Source organism: Bacteroides sp. 519, assembly GCF_010500955.1.
Lineage (GTDB): Bacteria > Bacteroidota > Bacteroidia > Bacteroidales > Bacteroidaceae > Bacteroides.
In genome coordinates, this window is record NZ_QVMJ01000030.1 from 45,040 (window position 1) to 70,898 (window position 25,859).

23 protein-coding genes and 1 pseudogene are annotated in these 25,859 nt (G+C 38.9%); 23 read left to right on the forward strand and 1 reads right to left on the reverse strand.

All coding sequences use genetic code 11. The annotated features are described in order from the left end of the window. Positions 1–582: 582 nt before the first annotated feature. From D0T85_RS18875 to D0T85_RS18985, 23 genes are all read left to right on the forward strand, one after another. Positions 583–1,113 carry a dihydrofolate reductase family protein gene (locus tag D0T85_RS18875; RefSeq protein ID WP_129733360.1) on the forward strand — a complete coding sequence of 177 codons (531 nt, stop codon included), beginning with the start codon at positions 583–585 and terminating at the stop codon, positions 1,111–1,113. A gap of 55 nt (positions 1,114–1,168) precedes the next feature. Continuing rightward, positions 1,169–1,657 (forward strand): RNA polymerase sigma factor, encoded by a 489-nt coding sequence (locus D0T85_RS18880; RefSeq protein WP_129733359.1) that lies wholly within the window; start codon positions 1,169–1,171, stop codon positions 1,655–1,657. An 11-nt stretch (positions 1,658–1,668) separates the two neighbouring features. Continuing rightward, on the forward strand, positions 1,669–2,454 hold the full coding sequence (locus D0T85_RS18885; RefSeq protein ID WP_129733358.1) for a FecR family protein: 786 nt from the start codon (positions 1,669–1,671) through the stop codon (positions 2,452–2,454). Further along, positions 2,455–4,884, forward strand: coding sequence for a carboxypeptidase-like regulatory domain-containing protein (locus D0T85_RS18890; RefSeq protein ID WP_129733357.1), 2,430 nt, complete (start codon positions 2,455–2,457; stop codon positions 4,882–4,884). A gap of 92 nt (positions 4,885–4,976) precedes the next feature. Next, complete coding sequence (locus tag D0T85_RS18895; RefSeq protein WP_129733356.1) at positions 4,977–5,327, forward strand: hypothetical protein; 351 nt, start codon at positions 4,977–4,979, stop codon at positions 5,325–5,327. A 114-nt stretch (positions 5,328–5,441) separates the two neighbouring features. Beyond that, positions 5,442–5,873 carry a DUF6769 family protein gene (locus tag D0T85_RS18900; RefSeq protein WP_129733355.1) on the forward strand — a complete coding sequence of 144 codons (432 nt, stop codon included), beginning with the start codon at positions 5,442–5,444 and terminating at the stop codon, positions 5,871–5,873. Between the two features lie 116 nt (positions 5,874–5,989). Continuing rightward, positions 5,990–6,784 carry a phosphatase PAP2 family protein gene (locus tag D0T85_RS18905; RefSeq protein ID WP_129733354.1) on the forward strand — a complete coding sequence of 265 codons (795 nt, stop codon included), beginning with the start codon at positions 5,990–5,992 and terminating at the stop codon, positions 6,782–6,784. A 12-nt stretch (positions 6,785–6,796) separates the two neighbouring features. Next, positions 6,797–7,528 carry a glycosyltransferase family 2 protein gene (locus D0T85_RS18910; protein ID WP_129733353.1) on the forward strand — a complete coding sequence of 244 codons (732 nt, stop codon included), beginning with the start codon at positions 6,797–6,799 and terminating at the stop codon, positions 7,526–7,528. 76 nt (positions 7,529–7,604) lie between these two features. Then, positions 7,605–8,189 carry a lipid-A-disaccharide synthase N-terminal domain-containing protein gene (locus D0T85_RS18915; protein ID WP_203558323.1) on the forward strand — a complete coding sequence of 195 codons (585 nt, stop codon included), beginning with the start codon at positions 7,605–7,607 and terminating at the stop codon, positions 8,187–8,189. Then, positions 8,186–9,208 (forward strand): NAD-dependent epimerase/dehydratase family protein, encoded by a 1,023-nt coding sequence (locus tag D0T85_RS18920; protein ID WP_129733351.1) that lies wholly within the window; start codon positions 8,186–8,188, stop codon positions 9,206–9,208. Before D0T85_RS18915 ends, D0T85_RS18920 begins: the two co-directional genes overlap by 4 nt. A gap of 23 nt (positions 9,209–9,231) precedes the next feature. Further along, on the forward strand, positions 9,232–10,800 hold the full coding sequence (locus D0T85_RS18925; RefSeq protein WP_129733350.1) for a glycosyltransferase family 39 protein: 1,569 nt from the start codon (positions 9,232–9,234) through the stop codon (positions 10,798–10,800). Positions 10,801–10,904: 104 nt separating this feature from the next. After that, positions 10,905–11,516, forward strand: a complete 612-nt coding sequence (locus D0T85_RS18930; protein ID WP_129733349.1) for a hypothetical protein — start codon at positions 10,905–10,907, stop codon at positions 11,514–11,516. A 101-nt stretch (positions 11,517–11,617) separates the two neighbouring features. Then, positions 11,618–12,040, forward strand: a complete 423-nt coding sequence (locus tag D0T85_RS18935) for a Fur family transcriptional regulator (RefSeq protein WP_129733348.1) — start codon at positions 11,618–11,620, stop codon at positions 12,038–12,040. A 46-nt stretch (positions 12,041–12,086) separates the two neighbouring features. Beyond that, a complete protein-coding gene (locus D0T85_RS18940) occupies positions 12,087–12,524 on the forward strand; it encodes a DUF6769 family protein (RefSeq protein WP_129733347.1) in 438 nt (145 codons plus the stop codon). A 165-nt stretch (positions 12,525–12,689) separates the two neighbouring features. Then, on the forward strand, positions 12,690–14,015 hold the full coding sequence (locus D0T85_RS18945; protein ID WP_129733346.1) for an efflux RND transporter periplasmic adaptor subunit: 1,326 nt from the start codon (positions 12,690–12,692) through the stop codon (positions 14,013–14,015). A 20-nt stretch (positions 14,016–14,035) separates the two neighbouring features. Next, complete coding sequence (locus D0T85_RS18950; RefSeq protein ID WP_163176181.1) at positions 14,036–17,179, forward strand: efflux RND transporter permease subunit; 3,144 nt, start codon at positions 14,036–14,038, stop codon at positions 17,177–17,179. Next, entirely contained in the window at positions 17,176–18,354 is a 1,179-nt protein-coding gene (locus D0T85_RS18955) for a TolC family protein (RefSeq protein ID WP_129733344.1), read from the forward strand. The genes D0T85_RS18950 and D0T85_RS18955 overlap by 4 nt, the downstream gene beginning before the upstream one ends. Before the next feature lie 11 nt (positions 18,355–18,365). Then, on the forward strand, positions 18,366–18,638 hold the full coding sequence (locus D0T85_RS18960) for a hypothetical protein (RefSeq protein ID WP_129733343.1): 273 nt from the start codon (positions 18,366–18,368) through the stop codon (positions 18,636–18,638). A 12-nt stretch (positions 18,639–18,650) separates the two neighbouring features. Continuing rightward, on the forward strand, positions 18,651–20,594 hold the full coding sequence (locus D0T85_RS18965; RefSeq protein WP_129733342.1) for a heavy metal translocating P-type ATPase: 1,944 nt from the start codon (positions 18,651–18,653) through the stop codon (positions 20,592–20,594). 38 nt (positions 20,595–20,632) lie between these two features. Next, positions 20,633–21,481, forward strand: coding sequence for an RteC domain-containing protein (locus D0T85_RS18970; RefSeq protein ID WP_163176180.1), 849 nt, complete (start codon positions 20,633–20,635; stop codon positions 21,479–21,481). 339 nt (positions 21,482–21,820) lie between these two features. After that, a complete protein-coding gene (locus D0T85_RS18975) occupies positions 21,821–22,180 on the forward strand; it encodes a helix-turn-helix domain-containing protein (RefSeq protein WP_129733340.1) in 360 nt (119 codons plus the stop codon). Beyond that, positions 22,143–24,182, forward strand: coding sequence for an AAA family ATPase (locus D0T85_RS18980; RefSeq protein ID WP_163176179.1), 2,040 nt, complete (start codon positions 22,143–22,145; stop codon positions 24,180–24,182). Before D0T85_RS18975 ends, D0T85_RS18980 begins: the two co-directional genes overlap by 38 nt. A gap of 12 nt (positions 24,183–24,194) precedes the next feature. Then, complete coding sequence (locus D0T85_RS18985; RefSeq protein WP_129733338.1) at positions 24,195–24,503, forward strand: helix-turn-helix domain-containing protein; 309 nt, start codon at positions 24,195–24,197, stop codon at positions 24,501–24,503. A gap of 86 nt (positions 24,504–24,589) precedes the next feature. Here the strand turns inward: D0T85_RS18985 and D0T85_RS18990 are convergent. Next, positions 24,590–25,859, reverse strand: a pseudogene (locus D0T85_RS18990) (DNA methylase); the annotation flags it as partial.

Genomic DNA, 25,859 nt, shown 5'->3' on the forward strand with positions numbered 1-25,859 from the left:
TGCGGAACGGACGGGACTCGAACCCGCGACCGCAAAACGCATATATTCAGTGATTAAAAATCTTTTTTTGTTTATGTGGTACGAATTGGAGCAATATCCTTTTCTGCCTTATTTTCTTGGCAGTTCTGGCTGCTATTGACGCCAATTTGTCTGCATAAAACTTGGGTTCAAAGTTACTACAATTTTTGAAATCACCAAAGGTTTTGAAAAATAATCTTTTAGACGTAGTGCAAGGTGCAAGTTTATCTATATATAGATACTTGCACCTTGCACCAACAATCTCAACTGGAAAGACTTTAATACCTTAAACTAATTTGGTATCTTTGCACCAGATAAATAGAATTTTAGCGGATTAATTCCGTTTATATATAACATAACGTTCGCTGAACGTCTCGATACGAAAACTGGTAATTTTCAACTGAAAGGGACAGATAGCGCAATGTTCATGCTATACGAGAGTATGGCGTGGGCTTGCCTGTTTCTTTCAAAGGTATACCAGTACCTCGTATCGGAGCAGTGTGAGTTCCACGCTTCTTTTTTGAGATACAGCGAGCAATGGTATAAACAATTAAATTCAGTAGCATGAAAAAAATTATCCTTTACATCGCTGCATCACTTGACCAACGGATTGCAGAGCCAGGCGGCGGATTGGAATGGCTTACCGGATGCCCAAATCGTGAAAAGACAGATTACGGTTGCAAAAATCTATCAGCTTCGGTTGATACGGTTATTATGGGCGGTCGTACTTACCGTGAAATTATGAACATGGATGTAATTTGGCCATATTCGGAACAGATGGCTTATGTTGTATCCCACCATGAATGGGATACAAAGGAGAATGTACGTTTTATCACGGAGAATATTATTGAAACGATTTCTGAACTTCGCAATCAGGAAGGTAAAGATATTTGGTTAGTTGGAGGCGGAGAATTAATTTCAATGTTGCTCGCCGCAGATTTGATTGACGAAATGCAAATTTGCTACTTCCCCATAATTTTGGGCAAAGGCATATCTTTATTTCCTGAACAAAACAAGGAATCTAAGTGGGAAATAATAAAGACAAAAGTATATGATTCGGGTGTGTTGAAAGTTGATTACCAAAAATCTTTATAATTTCATGTAGGGTATTTATATCTTCATGCGGTATAATAGTAAAATGTCCAACTGGATGATAAGCAAAGCAGAGTTCAAACAATTATTCGATAAGTATTTTGATACGATTCGAAGTTTTATCTTCTATCGCTGTGGCGATAGGGATGCAGCATCGGATATGGCACAGGATGTCTTTATGAAGATTTGGGAGAAACGGGAACAACTGGATAACCTTAATTTAAAACCATTGCTTTATAAGATAGCAAACGATATGGTTATAAGCAATTATCGAAAAAGTTCTACCCGTTTAGATTATGAGGTGAGTATGAGTATTCAGATTGATAGTCCCTTGTCGCCCGAAGATGAATTAAACTTTGAAGAATTGGCATCTACTTATGCTAAAGCATTAGAAAAGATGCCGGAATTACAAAGGGTTGTTTTCCTGATGAGCCGGAATGATGAACTAAAGTATAGTGAAATAGCCCAATGTTTGGATATAAGCGTAAAAGCTGTCGAAAAACGGATGAGCGCTGCTTTGCAATTTCTTAGGACAGAACTATTATAATTAAAGAAGATATGAAAACGGATGATATTAAAATAACCCCTAAATGGAGTAAAAGCAAAGAAGATATTTGGGATAGTGTCTTTGAAGGATTGGAAGAAACTCCCAAAGTTATTGAAATGGCTCCCCGAAAAAGATCATTGTGGTTTTATGCGGCTGCATCTATTGCTGCAATAGCTATAATTCTACCCTCCATAGCATTTTTCTATACAAAAAATGAAGTTGCTGAAAGAGGTACACATCTGGCGGTGGTTTTACCCGACGGCTCTAAAGTAGATTTGAATGCCGAAAGTAAAATCGGCTATAAACCTCTCTGGTGGTTTATTTCCCGTGATGTAGAACTGAAAGGCGAAGCATATTTTGAAGTTGAAAAAGGAAGCACATTTGATGTACGTTCCGGGCAATACACTGTAAGTGTACTGGGAACAAGTTTTAATGTGTTTTCCCGTGCCGAAAATTTTAAGGTAACCTGTCTTACCGGAAAGGTGAATGTTTCGGATAAATCGGAATCAGTAATACTTACCCCGAATATGCAGGCATTATTAAGTAATGGCAAACTTACCACTAATGATGTCGAAGATGCGAAAGAATCTATTAATTGGAAACATGGTAAATTTGTTTTTGTTAGCGTACCTTTGCAAGATGTAATTCAGGAGATTGAAAGACAGTATGATATTGAAGTATTGCCTAATTCAAATCTGAATTATTCATATTCAGGTAATTTTACGAAAGCTAAAGATCCGAATGATGTGCTTAAAATAGTAGGTAAACCGTTCGGAATAGAATTTAAGATAAAGTAATTGAAGAAATTTATAGTTATACTTATAATAACCCTTACAGGCACAATTGCAGCTTTTTCACAAGAGCTGCATTTGGTCGTTAATGACAAGCCCCTTAACGATGTTCTGCGGGGATTACCCGTAGAAATTTCTTTTGATGATAATGCCCTTTCCCAATATAAGGTAACGGTCAATCGAAAATTTAATAATCCTCAAAGCGCACTTGATTTTTTGCTGAAAGATAAACCGTTTCGCCACGAAAATATAAACGGAGTTTATGTTATCGCTTCCTATACTGAAAAGATAGAGCAACCGCCTGTTGTTGAAGTTAAGCGGTACTATACGTTTTCAGGGACAATAAGGGATGCAGATAGCGAAGAAGGTTTACCTTACGCTTATATCACTACTCCCGAAAAGACCGTTTCAACTGATGAAGCAGGTTATTTTTCTTTCAAAACCGAGAAAAAAGGAAATCAGCGTGTACAAGTGCAGTATTTGGGCTATCAGGCACAAGATACTATTCTTTCTCCCGGACTAAACGAAATCCGGCTACAATCTGCTGTTTTTACTATGGATGAAGTAATCGTCAGTCCTGCTCCCGCCACAATGCTTATCCAATCCGGCAATAGTCCCGGCGAAATCCGCATCAATCATCAAATTTCAAAATATATTCCCGGAAGCAATGATAATTCCGTATTTAACCTTATGCGGATGATGCCCGGAGTAAGAGCATCGGGCGAGCCATCGGAAGACCTGATTGTGTGGGGCAGTAATATGGGTGAAAGCAAGATAACATACGACGGATATACGCTATTCGGTATAAAGAACTATAACGACCATATAGGTTCGGTCAATCCCTATATGGTAAAAGACATACGCATCTTGAAAGGCGGGTACGGCTCCAATCAGGGCGGACGTATCGGTGCCATTACGGAGATAACAGGTATAGACGGTAATTTTAATGCTCCGTCTGTAAAAGCAACTGTCAGCAATTATACAATGAACCTTTTTGCTTCGGTACCCTTGACAAAGAAATTGAATATCTCTGCTGCTTACAGGCAGACTTTCTATAACCTGTATAACAATGAGAATGTGGATTTATCCAATAGTGAAAATAATCCACAAACGATTTATTCAAGCATATATATAAAGCCTGATTACCATTTCAATGATGCCAATTTAAAGCTATCAGGAAAAGCATTTAAGGATGATTCCTATTACATCAGCCTGTATGGAGCTAATGACCGCTTTAAATACTCGGTAAATCAACCAAACGAGTATGATGTCAATGCTTCTGAAAAGAACAGGCAATATGGTGGGGCGGCTTCTTATAAACGGGTATGGGAAAACGGCTCAACTACAAAAGTTGTGGCTACATTCTCACGGCTTACCTCTTTGTTGGATAATCTCACAATACTGGGAGATAAAAAGCCGACAACAGACGATGTTAGTCATCTGGATAATGAGGTACAGGAGTTTTCGGTAAGACTTAACCATGACTTTAATATCGGAAGCCGTAACAAAGTACAAGTTGGCGGGGAGTGGCAACAATACAGGGTAAGTCTGAACGAGCTATGCGGAGAACTGGATAAGCCGACAGTCTATATTACAGATAATATATTATTGGATAATTTGACTTTAAGTGCAGGTGTACGGGTGGATATGCCATTGAATAAAAAAGTCTATGTACAGCCCCGTTTATCCGGCACATATAAAATATCGGAAGAACTAACTGCAACTGCTTCGTGGGGACTATACAATCAGTTTCTTACCCGTACCGCATACCAATATGATGAATCGGGATTTCAAACCGTATGGACTATGGCAGACAGTACCTTTACAAAGGCAATGCACACTACCGCAGGTATTGCATACAGTAAAAACGGCTTCTTGGTCAGTATGGAAGGATATTATAAGACTACAAAAAACAGTCAGTATTTTTTGGATAATACAGTCTATAAAATAGATAATACGATTTTAGGAGCAGACTTGTTTGCCAAAAAGCTAATCAGAAATCATACTTTATATGGCTCGTATTCCATCAACCGCCTTAGTAAACCGCAAAACGAACTTTCGCATGAAATAAAAGTCGGAGGTATCGGGGCATTCGATCCTTTCTATTTTTCGTTGAGTTATGTTTATGGTACAGGCTTTTCTTATATTTCCACTGGAGGGCACGGACATGGACAAGGCAATGAGGAAGGACAGCATGGCTCCGAACACGAACATACGGATTATTCCGATGAGCCATACAGCCGCTTTGATATAGGTGCTACATACAGGGCACAAATAAAGAAAGTAAGGCTGCAAGCAGGCGTATCGCTATTGAATGTGTTTGGTACTAAGAATATAAAATACAACTATCAGATTTCCGGTCAAAATACTGCAACAAATATCTTCACAAAAGCAACTCCATTTACTCCAACGGTATTTCTTGAAATTATTTTTTGATTTATGGTAGGGTAAACCCTGCTTTATGCGGTTACTATTACGAAAGCGCTTCAGAAAAAAACAAAGTACAAATTCGTAAATTAGTAGATCAAATGAAAAAGTTATTTTATTCGTTGGCAGTAGTTTTATTTGCAGTAACATTCGTTGCTTGCAGTAATGACGACCATGAAGATTTTGGGACATCAGCAAAACAAGATATTGAAGCCAGAGCTGCGGCTTTAGGATTTGATGATGTTGCAGCTTACCAAGCAAGTGTAGCAGAGCAATGTTCAGCGGGAAATCATGAAAATTGTGATATTTATAACGATGGCACTCACGAAGCCTGCGCATATTCCGACCATTCAGGGAAAAACCATGACGGCACCCATCACAATGGAACCGATCATGGAACACATGACAAAGATGGTCATTCACACGGTTCGCATGATGGTAAACACCATTAATAACCTTTATGTACGATGGGATTCAATAAAGGGGAAACAATTTCTTTATTGAATCCCTTTTTTAAAACACATTGCCTATAATAAAATTATCTAACCACAGTTAAGATATTAAGTTTGAAAAATAAATGTTCCATATCCGCTATTGTACTCTCAACCATACTATTTTTGGTTTTTGCAGTTATTCCACATCATCATCATGGTGGGAAAGCCTGCATTGTTATCGAGTTGTGTGAGTTGGATAATGCAATAAACGATGAACATACACATCACAGCGATACGGATAGTGAGCAAAATCACGATGAAACCTGTATTGCTAAATCAAAATTCATCATTCCTACATCTGTTGATGAAACAAAACTAAAAGTATCAGATAATCAAAATGATACTGTTTTATTTCCTATCTTTTTCCTTGTTGGAAATTTATTTAATTATAGTTTAGATAGTTCATTTATCGAATCTGATTACGGTGAGTATATACTAAGCTATAAATCCGCAGCAGCAAATCAATTTCATGGTTTGCGGGCACCTCCTTTCACCTTTTCATAACAGAAAGACTAAATTATAGTCTTTATCCTTTGTGCTTGTAATCTATCTTCCGGTAGATACTAAGCCACCGCTATATCTAATTTTCCGAACAATCCCAAAAAAATAATATAAATAAGATGTTTTTAAAATTGACAAAAGCATTGTGTACCATTGTGTTATTACTTTCGGTTTCACTCCCAAATGCTTATACCCAAACAAATAATAACACGCTTTCTGAAAGCGATAGTATTCAGGTAAATGACTATAAATTCTCATATAAACAATTAATAATACCTGCATCCCTGATGTTGTACGGAACAATAGAAGCAACATTAGCGCCCAAAAATCGCCTATTAAACTATGCCATAGGGCATGAAGTAATAACACACAAACCTGAAAAGTTTCAGATTGATGATATAACGCAATATGTACCTGCGGCGAGTGTATATGCTTTAAACTTAGTCGGGATAAAAGGCAAACACAATTTCAAAGACAGGACGATTATTTTAGGAATGGCAAGCCTGTTCACGGCGGCTTCAGTGAATGGTTTAAAATATACGGCACGAGTTGAAAGACCAGATAAATCCGCAAAAAATTCTTTTCCGTCAGGGCATACGGCAATCGCTTTTATGGGTGCTGAATTTCTTTGGCAAGAATATAAAGATGTTTCAATCTGGTATGGAATAGCGGGATATACTATCGCTGCGGGAACCGGAGCATTCCGCATATACAATAATAAGCACTGGGTAGGCGACGTCGCATTCGGTGCCGGGCTTGGCATATTAAGTACAAAACTTGCCTATTGGCTCTATCCTACTGTTGAAAAGAAAATATTTAAAGGTGGTCAGGAGAAAAAGAACAAACGAAATCTTGCTTTTTACCCCTATTACACAGGTCAGCAGGGTGGTTTATCGCTTTCAATGCAATTTTAAAATATAAATGATATGAACTCTACAAAAGATTATGATTTAACCATAATAGTTCCTGTTTATAATGAAGAAGAAAATATAAACAAACTTGAAAAGGAACTATCTGAATATGTATGTTCTTCATCAGTAAAAACCTGCATACTATTCGTTGATGATGGATCGAAAGACCAAAGCAAAACATTGATACAGGAAGTGTGTCAGCGAAACCGTCATCTTTTTTATATAAGTTTTGCTCGAAATTGCGGATTAAGCGCAGCTATAAAAGCAGGGATAGATATAGCCCAGTCGTCATTTGTCGGATATATAGATGCTGATTTACAAACAGCGCCTAAAGATTTTGAACTTTTATTGCCATATAGAAATGAATATGAAATGGTAATGGGTATCCGTACAGGACGCAAAGATAGTTTAGGAAAAAAACTATCGTCGAAAATAGCCAATAGTTTTCGCCGCATGATGACTAATGACGGCATAGAAGATACGGGGTGTCCACTAAAAATTATTCATACCGAATACGCTAAACGCATTCCGATGTTTACGGGGATGCACCGTTTCCTACCTGCTCTCCTTCAGTTACAACATGGCAGGGTAAAGCAGGTTCCTGTTAGGCATTTTGAACGTACCGCAGGTCAATCAAAATTTCATTTATGGAACAGGTTGGTTAGTCCTTTTATGGATTGCTTTGCTTTCCGATGGATGAAGAAACGGTACATAAACTATACTATTGAAAAAGAAGGTATTAATTAAGCCATAGCAAAAAGTGAATAACGACATTTGGTATTTTGTTTTAGGTTTTTTAGCACAGGGGTTATTTTCTGCCAGAATGCTTATTCAGTGGATTTTATCGGAAAAGGCTAAAAAAGTTGTATCTCCGACTATCTATTGGCAGTTAAGTTTATTAGCTTCTATATTATTTTCTATATATGGGTGGCTAAGGGGAGATTTTGTAATAATTCTCGGACAACTATTCTCCTATTATATCTATATATGGAATTTGAATAGTAAAAACAACTGGAAAAAAATCCATTTAGCTATAAGAACAGTAATTCTCTTAATACCTGCTGCCGCACTTTGCTATGTGCTATATAACAATGAAGTAAGCATTGACAGGTTATTTTCAAATATATCGTTATGGTTACTTCTATTTGGTTCCGCAGGTCAGATAATTTTCACTTTCCGCTTTGTTTATCAATGGTGGCATTCAAGATTGAGAGGTGAATCTGTCCTTCCCTTAAACTTTTGGCTGTTGAGTATAATAGGTTCTCTGATAACTATTGCATACGCAATATTCAGAGAAGATCCGGTATTGCTTATTGGTCAAAGTTTTGGTTTTATCACATATTCCAGAAATGTGTGGTTGATTATAAAAAACTGTAATGAGGATGAATCTAAAAAAGAGATTAAATGAAAATATTAGTTACAGGCAGTGCAGGATTTATCGGATTTCACTTGGTAAAAGCATTGGTTGAAAATAAAGAGAATTTCGTTGTGGGAATAGATAATATAAATGACTATTACGATGTAAACCTAAAATATGGCAGGTTGTCTGAATGTGGAATAGGAAAAGAGGATATAACAGAAAATGAAGTAGTCCATAGTTCATTTTATTGCAATTATGATTTTGGAAAGATTGATCTTACGGACTTTATACAATTAGGTGTTCTTTTTAAGAAGTATCAATTTGATTATGTTATCAATCTGGCAGCACAAGCGGGGGTTCGGTATTCTTTAGAAAATCCCCATGCTTATATCAACTCTAACATTCTTGGCTTTGTAAATATCTTAGAGTGTTGCAGGCATAATAATATCAAGCATCTTATATATGCTTCCAGTTCTTCGGTTTATGGATTGAACAATAAAATTCCTTTTAAGGAATCTGCCACAGTTGATAATCCTGCCAGTTTTTATGCTGCAACAAAAAAAAGTAATGAACTGATGGCTCATTCTTATAGTCATTTGTTCAATTTGCCCTCCACAGGAATAAGACTTTTTACTGTATATGGAGCATGGGGAAGACCTGATATGGCTCCGATGATTTTCGCAAGATCTATTCGGGAGGGCAGAACAATCAAGGTTTTTAATAATGGGGATATGCTTAGAGATTTCACCTATATAGATGATGTTATAAAAAGCATCGTCTTACTCTTGGATAAAACTCCGGATAAAAATTCAGATTCCGCTTTCTATCAGATTTTTAATATCGGCAATTCAAAGCCAGTTAATTTACTCCAGTTTATAGAAGCGATTGAATATGAAATGCAAAAAGACGCTCATTTGGAAATGTACCCTTTTCAATCCGGTGATGTAAAGGAAACCTATGCTGATATAAGCAAATTGACCAGATACATTCATTATAAGCCCAAAACAGTATTACCGGAAGGAATAAAATCATTTATTGAGTGGTTTAATTCAATGGAAAATCAATAGGTGTTAATCCTTAATTATTAACTATGACATTAAAACGATTATTTACGATTGACCACATCTACTATATTCTTGTTTTTGCATTAATGTTCCCATTAATCCTACTCCGGGATTATACGCCTGCAAACGAACTTAGATATTTGAATATAGTTGATGATGCCTTAAAAACAGGGAATTTTTTCTCATTTTATAATCATGGTGAAATATATGCCGATAAACCGCCTTTATATTTCTGGATTATAATGCTCGGAAAAAAGATATTCGGAAGTCATCAAATATGGTTCTTGTCGCTATTCTCATTACTACCCGCTTTTGTCATTCAGTTTACGATGGACAGGTGGACACGAGCTGAACTTCCAAACGAATATCAATCCAGTGCAAAACTATTATTGTTCACAAGCGCTCTATTTATGGGTGGAGCCATTATTCTAAGAATGGATATGTTAATGTCTATGTTTATAACATTGGCATTATATGTTTTTTATAGAATGTATTCAGGCAGAGAGAGAAAATATGATAAGTATTTGCTTCCTCTTTGTATTTTCCTCGCAATATTCAGTAAAGGGCCAATCGGAATAATTATTCCGGTAGTCTCTATACTGACATTTCTAACTATAAAAGGGAAAATTAAGGATAGTGGAAAATATTTAGGGTTTAGAACTTGGGGAATACTCTTATTGCTTTGTTCTGTTTGGTTCAGCTTAGTGTGGGTTGAAGCGGGAAATAGTTATTTGAACGATTTACTCTTTAATCAGACATTCAACCGTGCTGTTAGCTCATTCCATCATAAGGAGCCGTTCTATTATTATTTTCAGGTATTTTGGTATTCCTTCGCTCCTTGGTCAATTTTATTCTTTGCCCTTATCCTGTTAGGGATTAAAAATAAGCTGATAAAAACAGATATAGATAAATTGTTTTTGACTGTTGTTTTAACGTCATTTCTTGTCTTATCTATTGTAAGTGCAAAGATTGAAATTTATATGTTGCCTGTATTTCCTTTTGTGGCTTATCTGTCAGTTATTATATTGATGAGATTAAAGAATAAGAAATGGATTGTATATTTTATGATAGCGTTATCTCTCATAGCAATAATGGCTTTGCCGTTGTTTTTATTGAGTAAAAATGATATTACATTTTCTTGGTTGAATGAAATTCACACTTCCATAATATGGGGATTAATTTCACTTGCTCTATTTGGATTCCTTTCTTTATATTTTCTGATTTTCCGAAAGAATATAATTCGTTCGATTAACAGCATATCAATAGGGATTTTAACCGTGATATTTATTGTATCCTTTGAAATGCCTTTTCTGAACAGCTATGTCGGTTATGAAAATATGTGTAAGAGTGGGATTGAGTTATCAGAAAATTCAAAACAATACATTGTTTATGGAATCCGCCGTCCAGAGAATATGAAAGTATATTTAGGAGAGAGTGTTATCATAGCTGAAAAGGATGATATTATGTCCGATATTTATGGCGGTTCAATACTTTTTATTTCTGATAGAGCATTGAGAAAAGATTTTTCATTACGGGAGTATATTGAGAAAAAGCCCTCTACAAAAATAGGAGATAATCTTGTGGTAAAATTATGAGAAGTGTCTTTCTCCGTTCAAGTTAAAAATTATTTTATTTTTTGGTAGGGTATAATTACTCTTATGCGGTATATTAACATATAACATTTTAACAATAAAGGAATATGAAAAGAGTATTTTATTCATTAGCGGTTCTCGCATCGGTTATCACATTCGTTTCTTGTAGCCAGGATGATGATAGCAACTTTGGAGATATAGATCAAAGTTTGGAGCTTCGTGCATCTACACTCGGTTTTTCAAATGGCGATATCTACAAAAGCAGCGTGCTGAATCAGTGTGCTGCCGGAAATCACGAAAACTGCGATATACTTGCAGACGGAACACATCAGGTTTGTACAAATTCCCAACATTCAGGAATTAAACATGACGGTACCCATCACAATGGCACAGGCACAGGACATGGAGGAAATAACCATGATTCCAATACCTGCATGGATGTAAGCCACAATCATAACAACACACAAAACCACGATGTGAATACTTGTACTGATGCAAACCATAATCACAATAACGGACAAAACCATGATGTGAATACTTGTACAGATACAAGCCATAATCACAATGGAGAACAAAACCATGATGTGAACACTTGCACTGATGCAAGTCATAATCACAATGGGGAACAAAATCATGATGTGAATACCTGTACTGATAAGAGCCACAATCACAATGGAAGTGCCGATGGCTCTCATAATAAGGGCAACCATCATAATTAAGATATTATATGCAAAAAGGATGTGCAGTGATTTTAAAATCAGCATCATTTGACACATCCTTTTTGTTATAGAATAAATAACATAAATAATCTTTGAAATACGTGGACGATTTTATCATAAAATTATTAGAAGGAAAAGGCATAAAGCCCACATCTACACGGATTTTAGTATGGGATACAATGCTAAAGTTCACCGAAGCATTCAGTTTAGGGGACTTAGAGAAAAAATTATTGAGCATTGATAAATCGACTATTTCTCGTATAATTCACCTCTTTAATGATAATGGGCTGATTCATAAATTTGACGACGGATCAGGTTCGGTTAAATATTCGGTTTGTCAGGAGGATTGCGGTTGTAGTGAAGGTGATTATCATTTACACTTTTACTGTAACTACTGTAAAAAGGCATTTTGTTTGGAAAACGTGCCTGTTCCTCAAATAGAACTACCGGGAAATATGGAATTGGAGAGCGTTAATTTCGTAATTAAAGGCTATTGCGGAAAATGTGATAAGATTGCAACTTAGTTGCATGACTTTTTATTTTATCTTTGCACAGGTAAAAAAAGATTTAGTGAAACGAATTATTTCCATATCGTTTGTTGCATTGTCAAGTTTAGTATTACTGATACTTGCAATAGTACCACATCATCATCATGAGGGATTGGTGTGTATTGTTATGGAGATATGCGAACAGGATAATCAGGTAAACGATGAACATACAGACCATCGTGAGTTACCTAATGACAGTGACCATGAACAATCTTGTATTGCTGAATCTAAATATACTTCACCCAAAACGACAAATGAAACTAAGTGCAAGGTTTCTTCTTGTCAAAACCATGATCTTACACATTTATTCCCGATATTCTTTTTAGCTGCGGATTTCTTAATCTACGATTCGGGAGAATCAACCTCCGACTTTGAGTACGGAGAATTTATTTCATTCTATAAATCCGCAGAAGCAAACCAATTTCACGGTTTACGCGCCCCTCCTTCCATAATTTCCTGATGTTTTGACTTACAGGCTGTAAGTCATGCTGCTTTGTGCATTTGGATATGTTCAAGGCATAGGGTATTGGTATATACATATCAACCCATAAAAATCAATATTTCTCACGAGAAGCAAAGCAAATATCAGGATATGCTTTACTTCCCCCAATAATTAAAAAATAAAATGAAAACGTACATAATAGGATTATTCGTTGTTATCGCAATATTATTAACCGGATGCAATTCCGGTCAGGGAAAAAACAATCAAAAATCAAGTGATAAACATGAGCATGTTGATGGTGATGGACATGACCATTCTAATGAGAAAGAGCATGAACACTCCGAAGGTGATGGACATGACCATTCAAACGATAAAGAACATAAACATACTGACGGCGATGGGCATGACCACGCTAACGAGAAAGATCATAAGCACTCCGAGGGCGACGGACATGACCACGGAGCAGAAGCAATGGAAGACAGCCATTCGGATGAAATACTTTTCACCAAACAGCAAGCGCAACTTGTTGGATTGAAGACAGAAACCGTTGCTCTTGGTAGTTTCTACAATTCCATTAAAACCAGTGGACAGATACAAGCCTCGCAGGGTGATGAAGCTGTTATTGCAGCTACTTCCAACGGTATTGTATCTTTCACCAATCCGTCCATAACAGACGGTACAGCCGTACAAGCCGGACAATCCATTGTAACTATTTCAGCAAAGAAACTGTTGGAAGGCGATCCGTCCGTAAAAGCGCGGATTGAATACGAAACTGCACAGAAAGAGTTCCAACGTGCCGAATCATTGGTAAAAGACCAGATTATTTCCGCTAAGGACTTTGAACAGGCTCGTTTGCGTTATGAAACAGCGAAAACAGTATATCAGGCACAGGCAGGCAATATGACAGCCACCGGGGTAAGCGTTACAGCTCCCATTGCCGGATATATTAAGAACAGGCTTGTTGCACAGGGGGAATACGTTTCAGTAGGTCAGCCCATTGCAACTGTATCGCAGAATAGGCGTTTGCAGCTACGAGCCGAAGTATCAGAGAACAATTTCAAGATACTTAAAAGCATCAGTAGTGCTAACTTTAAGCCTGCCTATGACAATCAGGTATATAAACTTTCGGAACTTAACGGCCGGCTTTTATCTTTCGGTAAAGCATCCACTGACCAATCTTTCTATATTCCTGTTACATTCGAGTTTGATAACGTGGGCGATATTATTCCCGGAGCATATACCGAAGTATATCTGCTTTCGACCTTACAGGATAATGTAATATCCGTTCCCGTTTCTGCTATTACCGAAGAACAGGGACTTAACTTCGTGTATCTGCAAATAGGCGACGAAGAATATAAGAAACAGGAAGTAACCCTCGGACAGAATAACGGCGAAAGAGTGCAGATCCTTTCAGGTCTTCAACGCGGAGCCAAAGTAGTTACCAAAGGAGTATATCAGGTGAAACTGGCAGCAACTTCTTCAGTAATGCCCGAAGGACATAGTCACTAACCATTAAAACACGAATCAGTATGTTGAACAAGATAATAAAATTCTCGCTGAACAACCGTGTCGTTGTTTTAGTGGCATCCCTGCTGCTTATGCTGGCAGGAACCTATACAGCCGTCAATATGGAAGTCGATGTATTTCCCGACCTCAATGCACCCACCGTTGTGGTGATGACAGAGGCACGAGGTATGGCTCCCGAAGAAGTCGAACGGCTCGTTACTTTCCCTGTCGAAACCGCCCTGAACGGTGCTACTGATGTACGCCGTGTGCGTTCATCCTCTACCACAGGCTTTTCTATCGTATGGGTAGAATTTAACTGGGGAACGGACATCTACCGTGCCCGTCAGATTGTATCCGAAAAGTTAGCCGTTGTCAATGACCAGTTGCCGTCTAACGTTGGTAATCCGACGTTGGGGCCGCAATCGTCCATACTGGGTGAGCTTATGATTATCGGAGTAACCGCCGATTCAACCTCATTACAGGATTTGCGGACATTATCTGACTGGACTATCCGCCCCCGTTTATTATCAACAGGTGGAGTGGCACAGGTAACCGTTCTCGGTGGTGAAATCAAGGAATACCAGATATTGCTCGATCCCGGAAAGATGAAACATTACAACATCGGACTCAATGAAGTAATCGACGTCGTTACCGAAATGAACCAGAACGCCGCAGGTGGTGTATTGTATGAATACGGAAACGAATTTATCATCCGTGGCGTGCTTTCAACAAATAAAATACCATCATTGGGAAAAGCTGTTATCAAAACAGTAAACAATGTTCCTATCCTGATAGAAAACATTGCTGAAGTAAAAATAGGAGATAAAGCACCTAAACTGGGTATGGCATCCAACGACGGCAAAGCTGCCGTATTGATAACTGTTACCAAGCAACCGGCTACAAGTACGCTCGAATTGACAGACAAACTTGACGCTTCGCTTGCCGATTTACAGAAACAGCTTCCGGCAGATGTGAAGATAACAACCGACATCTTTCGTCAGGCACGTTTTATAGACAACTCCATCAATAACGTACAGAAATCATTGTACGAAGGGGGTATCTTCGTGGTTATCGTTCTCGTTATCTTCCTGATGAACGCACGTACAACCATTATATCACTTGTAACGATACCGTTGTCATTAGTCTTTGCAATACTCTCCTTAAAATTCATGGGGCTTACTATTAATACCATGAGCCTCGGAGGTATGGCTATTGCTATTGGCTCGCTTGTGGATGATGCCATTGTCGATGTAGAAAATGTGTTCAAGCGATTGCGGGAGAACAGGCAGAAACCAAAGGAACTGCAAAAAACCGTACTCAACGTCGTGTTCGATGCTTCCAAAGAAGTGCGTATGCCAATTCTATACTCCACATTTATCATCATCGCCAGCTTCGTTCCCTTGTTCTTCCTTTCTGGAATGGAAGGTCGTATGCTTGCACCGTTAGGAGTAGCCTTTATTATGGCATTGATAGCTTCTACCGTAGTAGCCTTAACCCTTACTCCAGTATTGTGTAGCTACCTGTTGGGTAAACCACGAAAAGATGATAAACCGGAACGTGAACCGTATATAGTAAGGAAACTGAAAATCGTTTACGAGGTAGCCCTTAAATGGACACTCAAATACAAGAAATGGGTACTTGGCGGAACAGGTGTTGTTTTAGTGATTGCCGTTATCATTTTCTTCTCATTAGGTCGTAGCTTCCTGCCGCCATTCAATGAGGGTTCATTTACCGTAAGCATCAGTAGTATGCCCGGTATATCGCTTGAAGAATCCGACAAGATGGGGCGTATAGCAGAAGATATCTTGCTTTCCATACCCGAAGTTCAAACCGTAGGACGGAAAACAGGACGTGCCGAACTCGATGAACACGCACTCGGTGTAAACGTATCGGAAATCGAAGCACCGTTCATCCTCGATAAACGTTCCAAAGATGAAGTGCTTGCCGAAATACGCGAAAAGATAAAAGTGTTGCCGGGAGTGAATATAGAAATAGGCGCACCCATTTCGCACCGTATCGACGCTATGTTATCCGGTACACGTGCCAACATCGCTATCAAGTTGTTCGGAACAGACCTCAATAAAATGTTCTCCATCGGTAACCAAATAAAAGCAAACATTCAGGACATTGAAGGTATTGCCGATCTGAACGTAGAACAACAAGTGGAACGTCCGCAGTTGAAGATAGAACCCAAAAGGGAAGTAATGGCGAAATACGGCATAACCTTACCCGACTTTGCGAAGATTGTAAACGTCATGCTCGCAGGTGAAGTCGTTTCACAGGTGTACGAAGAAAACCGCTCGTTCGACCTTACCCTAAAAGTAAACGACGATAGCCGTGAAACAGCCGAAAGGATAAAGAACCTTATTGTTGATGCCAACGGACGTAAAATTCCATTGAGTAATATAGCCGAAATAACATCGTCCACAGGCCCCAACACCATCAATAGGGAAAACGTTGCCCGTAAGATTGTAATATCGGCTAACGTTGCCGGACGTGACCTGCGCGGAGTAGTAAATGACATTCAGGACATCGTAAACGAAAAGATAGAACTGCCCGAAGGTTATCATATTGAGTACGGCGGACAGTTTGAGAGCGAACAGGCAGCATCACGCACCCTGCTTATTACCTCAATCTTCTCCATTCTTGCTATTTTCATGCTTCTGTTTGCGCAGTTTAAGAGCATAAACCAGTCCGTTGTTATCCTGCTTAACCTGCCGCTTGCCCTTATCGGCGGAGTGTTTGCCATTTTCTTTACTAACGGCGTTCTGAGCATACCGGCTATTATCGGGTTTATCTCCCTGTTCGGTATCGCTACACGTAACGGTATGTTGCTTATCTCACGATACAACGACCTTGTGGCAGAGGGGTATAGCAAACTTGATGCGGTAATGACCGGCTCGTTAGACCGTCTAAACCCCATCTTGATGACCGCATTAACCTCCGGTCTTGCACTGATACCGCTTGCATTGGGTGGTGATTTGCCGGGTAACGAAATACAAAGTCCGATGGCAAAGGTTATCCTGGGCGGATTGCTCACATCGACTTTGCTCAACGGCTTTATTATTCCTATCATGTACTTAATTACAAACAGGAAAGTAGTTGAAACCGAAATTCTGGACAACGAGGAACCTGAAGTAAACAACACTAAATTAGAATTAGAATGAGAACAATCATAATAACCATGTTGGTACTCTTCGCAGGCATAACGCTCAATGCGCAGAATAATATCAACCCTGTATTGTCTTCGATAGAAGAGAACAATACAACCCTGAAAGCCCTCCGCGAACAAGTTGAAGCGGATAAGCTGCAAAACAAAACGGGCATCTTCCTTGATGATCCGGAAGTGGGCTTCAATTATCTCTGGGGTAACCCTTCAAATATAGGTAATCGTACCGATTTTAGCGTATCGCAGACATTCGACATTCCCACCATTACGGGAATGAAAAGTCGGTTAGCAAACGGTAGAAACAACCTTGTGGAATGGCAGTACAAAGCCGACCGTATGAATATATTGCTCGAAGCAAAACAATACTGCATTGAACTGATATATTACAATTCCCTGCTTAAAGAACTTTATTTGCGTCTGGAACATGCAGAAACCATTGCCAAAGGTTATAAAGACCGTATGGACAGGGGCGACGTAAGTATCTTGGAGTACAACAAAGTAAACCTGAACCTTTCTACCATACAAGGAGAAATATCGCGCATGGAAGTAGAACGTGATGCACTCCTTGCCCAGTTGAAAAGGCTGAACGGCGGTATCGACGTAGTCTTTAATGATGCAGACTACGGCAGCCGTGAGCTTCCGTTGAACTTTAACGACTGGTATGTACAAGCCGAAGATAAAAACCCGGTGTTGGCATACGTGCGTAACGAAATCGAAGTAAGCCAGAAACAGGTATCACTAAGCAAAGCGATGAACCTGCCTAAGTTTACCGCCGGATACATGAGTGAAAAAGTAGTCGGACAACGGTATCAGGGTGTGTCGCTTGGTATATCCATACCGCTATGGTCGAATAAAAATCAGGTGAAACAGGCAAAGGCATCTGTTGCTGCTGCCCAAAGCCGCGAAGCCGATACCAAGCAACAGTTTTTCAGCCAACTGCAAATACAGTATTCCAAAGCAATGGGACTGAAAACTACTGCCGACAAATATCGTAAATCGCTGGCAAACGTAAATAATACCATCCTGTTGAAAAAAGCACTTGATGCGGGTGAAATATCCTTGCTTGATTACATGGTTGAAATGGGATTGTACTACGACAACGTAAACCAGACGCTTGCAGCCGAAAGGGATTATCAACTGGCATTTGCCGAACTTGCAGCCGTAGAACTCTAAAAAATGATGTCATGAAAAGACAGCAAAAGAAAAAAAAGAGTAAGGTCATTGCAAAGAAAAAAATGATTAGTTCAAGAGCAAAAAAATGGATTGTAGCGTTAAGTATAACCATTGGGATTACATTAGGTTTTTTGTTATGGTATTATGTAACCAGATGTCCCCATCATCATTGTTTCTTTCATAGATGGCCGTTAAAGGAAGTCTTATTCTTTGGGACTTTGTTTACACTATTACCATTTGTGTTTTTGAATGAGGAATTGTATAAAAAGAAGTATAAACGATAAATTAAAATAATTATGGGAAATTGCAATGATGGGGCTTGTGTTATAGACAAGACCAAACAGGAAATGGATACCTCACAGAAAAGAGGTTACATCCGGGCGGCTATCTCCTTTGTGATGCTGATTGCAGGCATCATCTTTTCCGCTGTCGGGCTTTCGTTCTTTGCCGATAAGTGGGTACAACTCGCATGGTATATCATCGCTTATATTCCGGTAGGCTTACCGGTGATAAAAGAAGCATGGGAAGCCATTCGCCAGAAAGACGTATTCAGCGAGTTTACATTGATGAGTATAGCTACCATCGGGGCGTTCTTTATCGGAGAATACCCCGAAGGCGTTGCAGTAATGCTGTTCTATGCCGTAGGCGAACTCTTTCAGGATGCAGCGGTAAACCGTGCAAAAAGGAGCATTAGTGCATTACTTGATGTCCGACCAGAAACAGCGACAGTTATTAAGATGGATAAAACTGAAATAATGTCGCCGGAGAATGTAAATGTAGGTGATATTGTGGAAGTCAAGGTAGGCGAAAGAGTGCCTCTTGACGGAATTTTACTGAATGAATCGGCATCTTTTAATACTTCGGCATTAACTGGAGAGAGTGTTCCCAGAACGATACGGAAAAATGAGGACGTATTTGCAGGTATGATACTTACCGACAATGTTTCAAGAATTGAAGTAACGAAACCATTTGGTATGAGTGCTTTGGCTCGTATTCTTGACCTTGTTCAGAACGCCACAGAAAAAAAGGCACCCGCAGAACAGTTCATACGCAAATTTGCCCGCATCTATACTCCGATAGTGGTGGCACTGGCTGCGCTTATAGTGTTATTACCACTGGCATACTCTGCTATTAATCCGGCATTCAATTTTGTGTTGTACGACTGGGTTTATCGTGGATTGGTATTCCTCGTTATTTCCTGCCCGTGTGCTTTGGTTATCAGCATACCGTTGGGCTACTTTGGTGGTATCGGGGCGGCAAGCCGTAAAGGAATACTATTTAAAGGAAGCAACTATTTGGAAGCCATTACCAAAGTAAATACGGTGGTGATGGATAAAACCGGAACACTGACACAGGGAGTTTTCAAGGTACAAAAGATTGTTCCGGCAGATTTTCTGCTCGAAACAGACCTTGTGAATTTAGTGGCTTCGGTTGAAACGCAAAGTACGCATCCCATAGCGAAAGCTATTGTGGAATATGCAAAAGAGCAGAATATCGAAGTAATTAAGCCGGAGATTGTGAATGAAATCGCAGGGCACGGCTTACAGGCTTCTATCAATGGTAAAATAGTTCTTGTGGGTAATCCTAAATTATTGATAAAAAACAATGTAGAGTTCCCGCCGGAAATAGCGACTATACCCGAAACGATTGTTGTTTGCGCTATCAATGGCATCTATTCCGGATATATTCTGGTAGCCGATGCTCCGAAAGAGGATGCAGCTACAGCCGTGAACGCTTTGCGTGAGTTAGGAATTAAGAATATTGTAATGCTGTCAGGAGATAAACAGGCCATCGTTTCGCAGCTTGCCACAGAGTTGAACGTTACGCAAGCGCATGGCGATCTGCTGCCCGAAGGAAAGGTTGAGTATGTAGAGCAGTTGAAGTCCGATCCGGGTAATAACATTGCTTTTGTAGGCGATGGGATAAACGATGCGCCTGTTCTTGCCATGAGCGACGTAGGCATTGCAATGGGTGGACTGGGTAGCGACGTTGCCATAGAAACGGCAGACGTTATTATTCAGACAGACCAACCGAGCCGGATAGCAACGGCTATAACAATAGGCAAAGCTACACGCCGAATTGTTATACAGAATATAAGTCTGGCTTTTGGTGTAAAGCTCATTGTGTTGATTTTGGGTGCAGGAGGTGTTGCAACCTTATGGGAAGCGGTATTTGCTGATGTTGGGGTATCGTTATTGGCGATATTGAACGCTATTAGGATTTTGAAAATGAAATTTTAATTATGCCCTGTTGGGGTTTGTACCTAAAATATAGCCTTATGAATAAACACGTCAATACTATAATCGAAAAAGTGAATGATCAGCTTGAAGCTATTGAACTGGAAGAAGAAGCCTCTTTAAGAAAAGCTAAAAAAGCAGTTTTGTTGCTAAAAGGAATTATGCAACAGCTAAAGATGAAACTGAACGATTATAAGTTCAAAAGTGATGATGAAGAAATATGTTTTTTTAAAGAGTACAAACCCCAACTTTTCAGCAAATTAATCTATTACTCGGAGATTTATAAGATAGAAACTAATCGACCGACTGGAAGTGATACGGCACAGAAAAATTATATAATAAGGGAATTAGACAGGATAAAAGATTATTTTGATAAAAACTTAGATTTCTACCAGTATTACAGGACAGAGAAGACTCATCTTGACCGTTATTATTTTCTTCGGGTAGAGCCGAATATTGAACTTAATGTAGATTGCTTCTACTTTGAAAGGGATAATAATTTTTCTACCAGTTTTGATTACAAAGTTTCTAAAATATTAGCCAATGAGATGCTCCGTATTTATCTCAATGCTGAATTAAATAAACTGGAAAAACATCCTGAAAACGAAATGGATAACTCTAAATTTCCCCGTATAAAACATACTTGGACAGGAACTAAAACAGAACTTGTCGAACTGATTTATGCTATATATGCAAAAGGAAGCATAAATTATGGAAACATTGATATTAAAGAGTTGATAGATTATTTCTGTAATGTTTTCAATACCGATGCCGGAGAGTTTTACCGCATCTATTTGAATATCAGAAACCGGAAAGAAAGCCGGACTTTATATCTTGATTCATTGCGAGATAGCCTTAACAAAAAAATGGATGATGACGATAACAGGTAAAATGTCAGGTGGTCAATAAAAAAACAGCAGAAGTAATTATAAAAATCAATTCATTATCAATAAGTTATGAGAAAATCAATATAAAGATGATATAAAGTTTATCTTAACGGATTTTCCCTCTTTTAGCCCTGAAAAACTATCATTTTCAGGGCTTTTTTACGTCTTTTTCTTCCAAAAATACCCAATGTAAAGATTCTCACTTTACATTCCTAAAAAAACAAAACTAAAACATTCTGATTATTAGATATTTAGAATGAAATTTCAAAAATAGTTATAGCAACTTGTCATTCTACGTTTTTGCAACTTCCGAACTTTGCATCAATTCAATAAGTAGCAATTATGGATGTCATTACAATAGAATCACAGGCATACAAAGAATTAGTTTCCAAAATTAATGCCATAGCGAAATTCGTGATAGATCATCAGGATGATGATACTACCAACCCGGACGAAATGTGGGTGGACAGTTACGAAGTTTGCACCTTTCTCAAAATCAGCGAACGAACACTTCAACGTTTGCGAAGTAACCGGATGATTTCTTATTCCATTATCTCCGGCAAATCATATTATACCATTGCTGAAATAAAACGGATGCTTACTGAGAAAAGAATCCGCAGCACCGATGAATGTATGAATGACCTTATAAATAATCATAAACTCCATGCTCAACAAAGACGAATTATTAAGACGGACGAATAACGGTTTGGACGTATTCAAACACTATATCCCAGTCCAATGGAAAACAGGACGTAATTTCCTTAATCCTTTGTATGAAGACCGTAAAGCATCGTGCAATGTATATTTTGACCGTCGTAATGGCGTTTATAAAATTAAGGATTTCGGCAATGACGATTACAGTGGCGATTGCTTTTTCTTCGTTGGAAGATTGAACGGTTTGGATTGTAGCAATGGAGCTGATTTTGTCGAAATATTAAAGACAATAAACAGGGATATGGCATTAGGACTGGGTGATTCCGATTACTCTCATACTCCGCAGCCAATCACATCGAACAAACAACAGCCTACGCCTGAACTACCCAAAAACAAACCGTATAATATCATTCAACAAAAATTCACTCAAAAAGAACTGGATTTTTGGAAGCAATCAGGTATTACGCCCGAAATATTGAAATACTACAAAACAGTTTCCCTGAAAGAATTTAGAAGCGAAAATAAAGACAATAAACCATTCTACTATACTTCATCAGAAAATGAGCCTATTTTCGGATATATGAGTAAACGGTATGTGAAGATTTACCGTCCGTTTTCGGAAGTCCGTTTTTTATATGGTGGTAATATCGGGGAGAATTACTGTTTCGGACTGGAGCAATTACCCGCCAAAGGAGATACGCTGTTTATCACCGGCGGAGAAAAAGACGTGATGACACTTGCCGCTCATGGATTCCACGCTATCTGCTTTAATAGTGAAACCTCTATAATCCCGACAGGGATCATCTACAAACTGACATTCCGGTTTAAACATATTGTACTGCTCTATGATGCAGATAAAACAGGAACAGATAGTGCGGTGAAGCATGAAAAGGCATTGTCCGAATATGGTGTTAAACGTCTTGTACTCCCACTTTCGGGAGAAAAAAAGGACAAAGATATTACCGACTATTTCAGTAAGGGTAATAGCCGGAAAGAGTTCCGACAATTATTTCTCGATTTTCTTGATAACCTATATAATGAAACAATGACCATGCTGAAATCATGCGAAATTGATTTTAACAATCCTCCGGCAAAAGCAGAAGAAGTTATATCTGCCGGCGACGTACCACTGGGCACACAGGGTAACATACTTTGTATTACTGGCGGTGAAGGCACAGGAAAAAGCAACTATGTTGCTGCCCTGATTGCAGGTTCGATAAGAAACGACAATCGTCCCATTGATACGTTAGGCGTTGATGTACGGGATAATTCCGACCATAAAGCGGTTTTGCTCTATGATACGGAACAATCGGAAGTACAGCTTTTCAAAAATGTATCAAATCTTTTAAAGCGTGCTAAACTGGAAGAAAAACCGGAAGAACTACGGGCTTTTTCTCTTACGGGAATGTCCCGAAAAGAACGGTTACAAGCTATTGTTCAGAGTATGGATAAGTACCATTACGAATATGAGGGCATTCGCTTAGTTGTCATTGACGGGATAGCAGATTTAGTGTCATCGGCAAATGACGAAGTTGAAAGCATCAGGATTATGGATGAACTATACAGGTTGGCAGGAATATACCGTACCTGTATTATATGTGTGCTTCATTATGTACCCAATGGCTTGAAATTGCGTGGGCATCTTGGTTCGGAATTACAACGCAAAGCTGCTGCAATCCTTAGTATAGAACTTGACAGCGATCCGTCAATATCAGTGGTGAAGGCGCTCAAAGTAAGGGACGGCAGTCCTCTCGACGTTCCTTTAATGCAGTTTTCGTGGGATAAAGAATTAGGTATGCACATATATATCGGAGAAAAACCACGAGAGGAAAAAGAAAAAAGGAAAGAGAAAGAACTGGCGACAGTTGCCCGTGAGATATTCGATTCACAAAGGCATCTGACCTATATAGACCTATGCGACCGCATACAGCAGATAATGGATGTAAAGGAACGTACCGCCAAAAGCTATATTAAATATATGCGAGAGAAAGATATAATTATAAAAGATCCGTCCAATCAAAACTACTTTATGATAGGGCATATCATCTAAAAACGAAATACTATGTATATAGATAGAGAAAATTTTGAAGCATGGATGGAGCGTATCATGGATCGCTTCGACAAAATAGATAAAATACTTGATAAAATGAGTAAACGTAGGAATATGTTAGATGGAGAAATTTTGCTTGATAATCAGGATTTGTGCATGTTGCTTAATGTAAGTAAACGCACCCTGCAACGCTATCGTAGTACCGGAGAACTGCCTTTTCAGACAGTTTATCATAAGACATACTACAAAGAAAGTGATGTTCATATTTTCATCAGGGAAAACTTTAACAAGAAAAGGGGCAACAATAAGAAAAACCCGTGAGGGCATTACTATTTCCATATTTATAGTTTTTATGAATTTATATTCAAAAGCCCGTACCGTCGTGATGACAGGCACGGGCTTTATTTTTACAGTTTGAAATTTTTAGAAGAATCCTTTTTATCCACTTTCGGCGGACTACCACCCACCGATGCAATAACAAGCCTATCGCCCATTATTTCTTTAACTCCCTGCAAAGTATTTGGCAATGGTGCATCCCGAACAGTCGATGTTTCGGTCTTGCCTTGCGACTGGTTCTGATTGGTAGTAGAAACAGTCTTATCAGGTACAGTTTCCGCTTGTCCTTCAGTTTCACTGATTGGAGTAAGTGAGAGCTGAATTTCCCTATCCAACTTTATTAACTCGTCTTTCAGGGTTTTCAGTTCCGGTTCCTTACGCCAAGTACCTTCGACTACTTCTTTCAGTACAGGTATATCCTTTTGCAACTTCTCATTATCCGCTTGATACTTCTCCAAAAGTTTAGGCATGGTATCGAGTGCATTCAGGAAATTTTGTGCTGCGGTCTTCGGATCAGTAGCCATTACCCCGTGATTATAATTGTAGAGAATATTGCCCTCTCCCTTAATAAAGAAACGATTTTGTATAACATCGAAGCCATCTTTATTAGTGGTTTCAGATTTTACCATTAAATCAAAACCGTAAAGTGTACCAATTTTCTCATGCGCTCCATGTGTGCGGGCTTTGTCGGCTATTTCATTTAGCTTCAGCCCGACTTCTTTTGGGTTACTGCCCTGTAATCCGTCTAACTGAACAGGATTCAGGCGGGTAATACCGTCCGGCTGATGCTGAACACGGGTGTTAAACGCTTCAATATCTTTGGATATACGGCTAATAAACCCGTTGTTTTGCTCTACATTGGATATAATATCCTCCAATTTGTAACGTGATGATGACTTGCCACGCATGAATGCCTGTCGTTCGGATTCCAAAGAAGCGATTTTCTTTTCCAATCGTGCTTTCTCCAGTAATTCGGTATTGCCGGAAAGAATTGCCACATATTCAGAGAAGTTCATACCGCCTTTTTCGTCCATACTTCCCTCGTCGATAGTACGGCTACCCAGTGAATTATTTTTCAACTGGCGAATGAAAAGCTGCTTGTTGTGAAGTAAACCGAACTTGTACGCATCTAACGATTTTTCCACAGCATAGATAAGTACATCTACTTTATTATCCGCATATAGCTTCGCAATTTCATTGCCCTTGCGAATGCCCCGACCGTCCCGCTGTTCCAAGTCTGACGGTCGATCGGGTAGGTCAGCTCCCTTACAGGAGCTTTCCCCCCTAAGAACCGTACGTGAGCGTTTCCACTCATACGGCTCAAGCAACTCTAAGTTTCTC

What these genes read in the sequence shown, in the direction of transcription:
- D0T85_RS18915 (WP_203558323.1), top strand. Translation starts at nt 7,605, where the DNA reads ATGCTTATTCAGTGGATTTTATCGGAAAAGGCTAAAAAAGTTGTATCT.
- D0T85_RS18885 (WP_129733358.1), top strand. Translation starts at nt 1,669, where the DNA reads ATGAAAACGGATGATATTAAAATAACCCCTAAATGGAGTAAAAGCAAA.
- D0T85_RS18950 (WP_163176181.1), top strand. Translation starts at nt 14,036, where the DNA reads ATGTTGAACAAGATAATAAAATTCTCGCTGAACAACCGTGTCGTTGTT.
- D0T85_RS18925 (WP_129733350.1), top strand. Translation starts at nt 9,232, where the DNA reads ATGACATTAAAACGATTATTTACGATTGACCACATCTACTATATTCTT.
- D0T85_RS18895 (WP_129733356.1), top strand. Translation starts at nt 4,977, where the DNA reads ATGAAAAAGTTATTTTATTCGTTGGCAGTAGTTTTATTTGCAGTAACA.
- D0T85_RS18875 (WP_129733360.1), top strand. Translation starts at nt 583, where the DNA reads ATGAAAAAAATTATCCTTTACATCGCTGCATCACTTGACCAACGGATT.
- D0T85_RS18920 (WP_129733351.1), top strand. Translation starts at nt 8,186, where the DNA reads ATGAAAATATTAGTTACAGGCAGTGCAGGATTTATCGGATTTCACTTG.
- D0T85_RS18965 (WP_129733342.1), top strand. Translation starts at nt 18,651, where the DNA reads ATGGGAAATTGCAATGATGGGGCTTGTGTTATAGACAAGACCAAACAG.
- D0T85_RS18930 (WP_129733349.1), top strand. Translation starts at nt 10,905, where the DNA reads ATGAAAAGAGTATTTTATTCATTAGCGGTTCTCGCATCGGTTATCACA.
- D0T85_RS18970 (WP_163176180.1), top strand. Translation starts at nt 20,633, where the DNA reads ATGAATAAACACGTCAATACTATAATCGAAAAAGTGAATGATCAGCTT.
- D0T85_RS18980 (WP_163176179.1), top strand. Translation starts at nt 22,143, where the DNA reads ATGCTCAACAAAGACGAATTATTAAGACGGACGAATAACGGTTTGGAC.
- D0T85_RS18960 (WP_129733343.1), top strand. Translation starts at nt 18,366, where the DNA reads ATGAAAAGACAGCAAAAGAAAAAAAAGAGTAAGGTCATTGCAAAGAAA.
- D0T85_RS18955 (WP_129733344.1), top strand. Translation starts at nt 17,176, where the DNA reads ATGAGAACAATCATAATAACCATGTTGGTACTCTTCGCAGGCATAACG.
- D0T85_RS18985 (WP_129733338.1), top strand. Translation starts at nt 24,195, where the DNA reads ATGTATATAGATAGAGAAAATTTTGAAGCATGGATGGAGCGTATCATG.
- D0T85_RS18945 (WP_129733346.1), top strand. Translation starts at nt 12,690, where the DNA reads ATGAAAACGTACATAATAGGATTATTCGTTGTTATCGCAATATTATTA.
- D0T85_RS18975 (WP_129733340.1), top strand. Translation starts at nt 21,821, where the DNA reads ATGGATGTCATTACAATAGAATCACAGGCATACAAAGAATTAGTTTCC.
- D0T85_RS18880 (WP_129733359.1), top strand. Translation starts at nt 1,169, where the DNA reads ATGATAAGCAAAGCAGAGTTCAAACAATTATTCGATAAGTATTTTGAT.
- D0T85_RS18905 (WP_129733354.1), top strand. Translation starts at nt 5,990, where the DNA reads ATGTTTTTAAAATTGACAAAAGCATTGTGTACCATTGTGTTATTACTT.
- D0T85_RS18910 (WP_129733353.1), top strand. Translation starts at nt 6,797, where the DNA reads ATGAACTCTACAAAAGATTATGATTTAACCATAATAGTTCCTGTTTAT.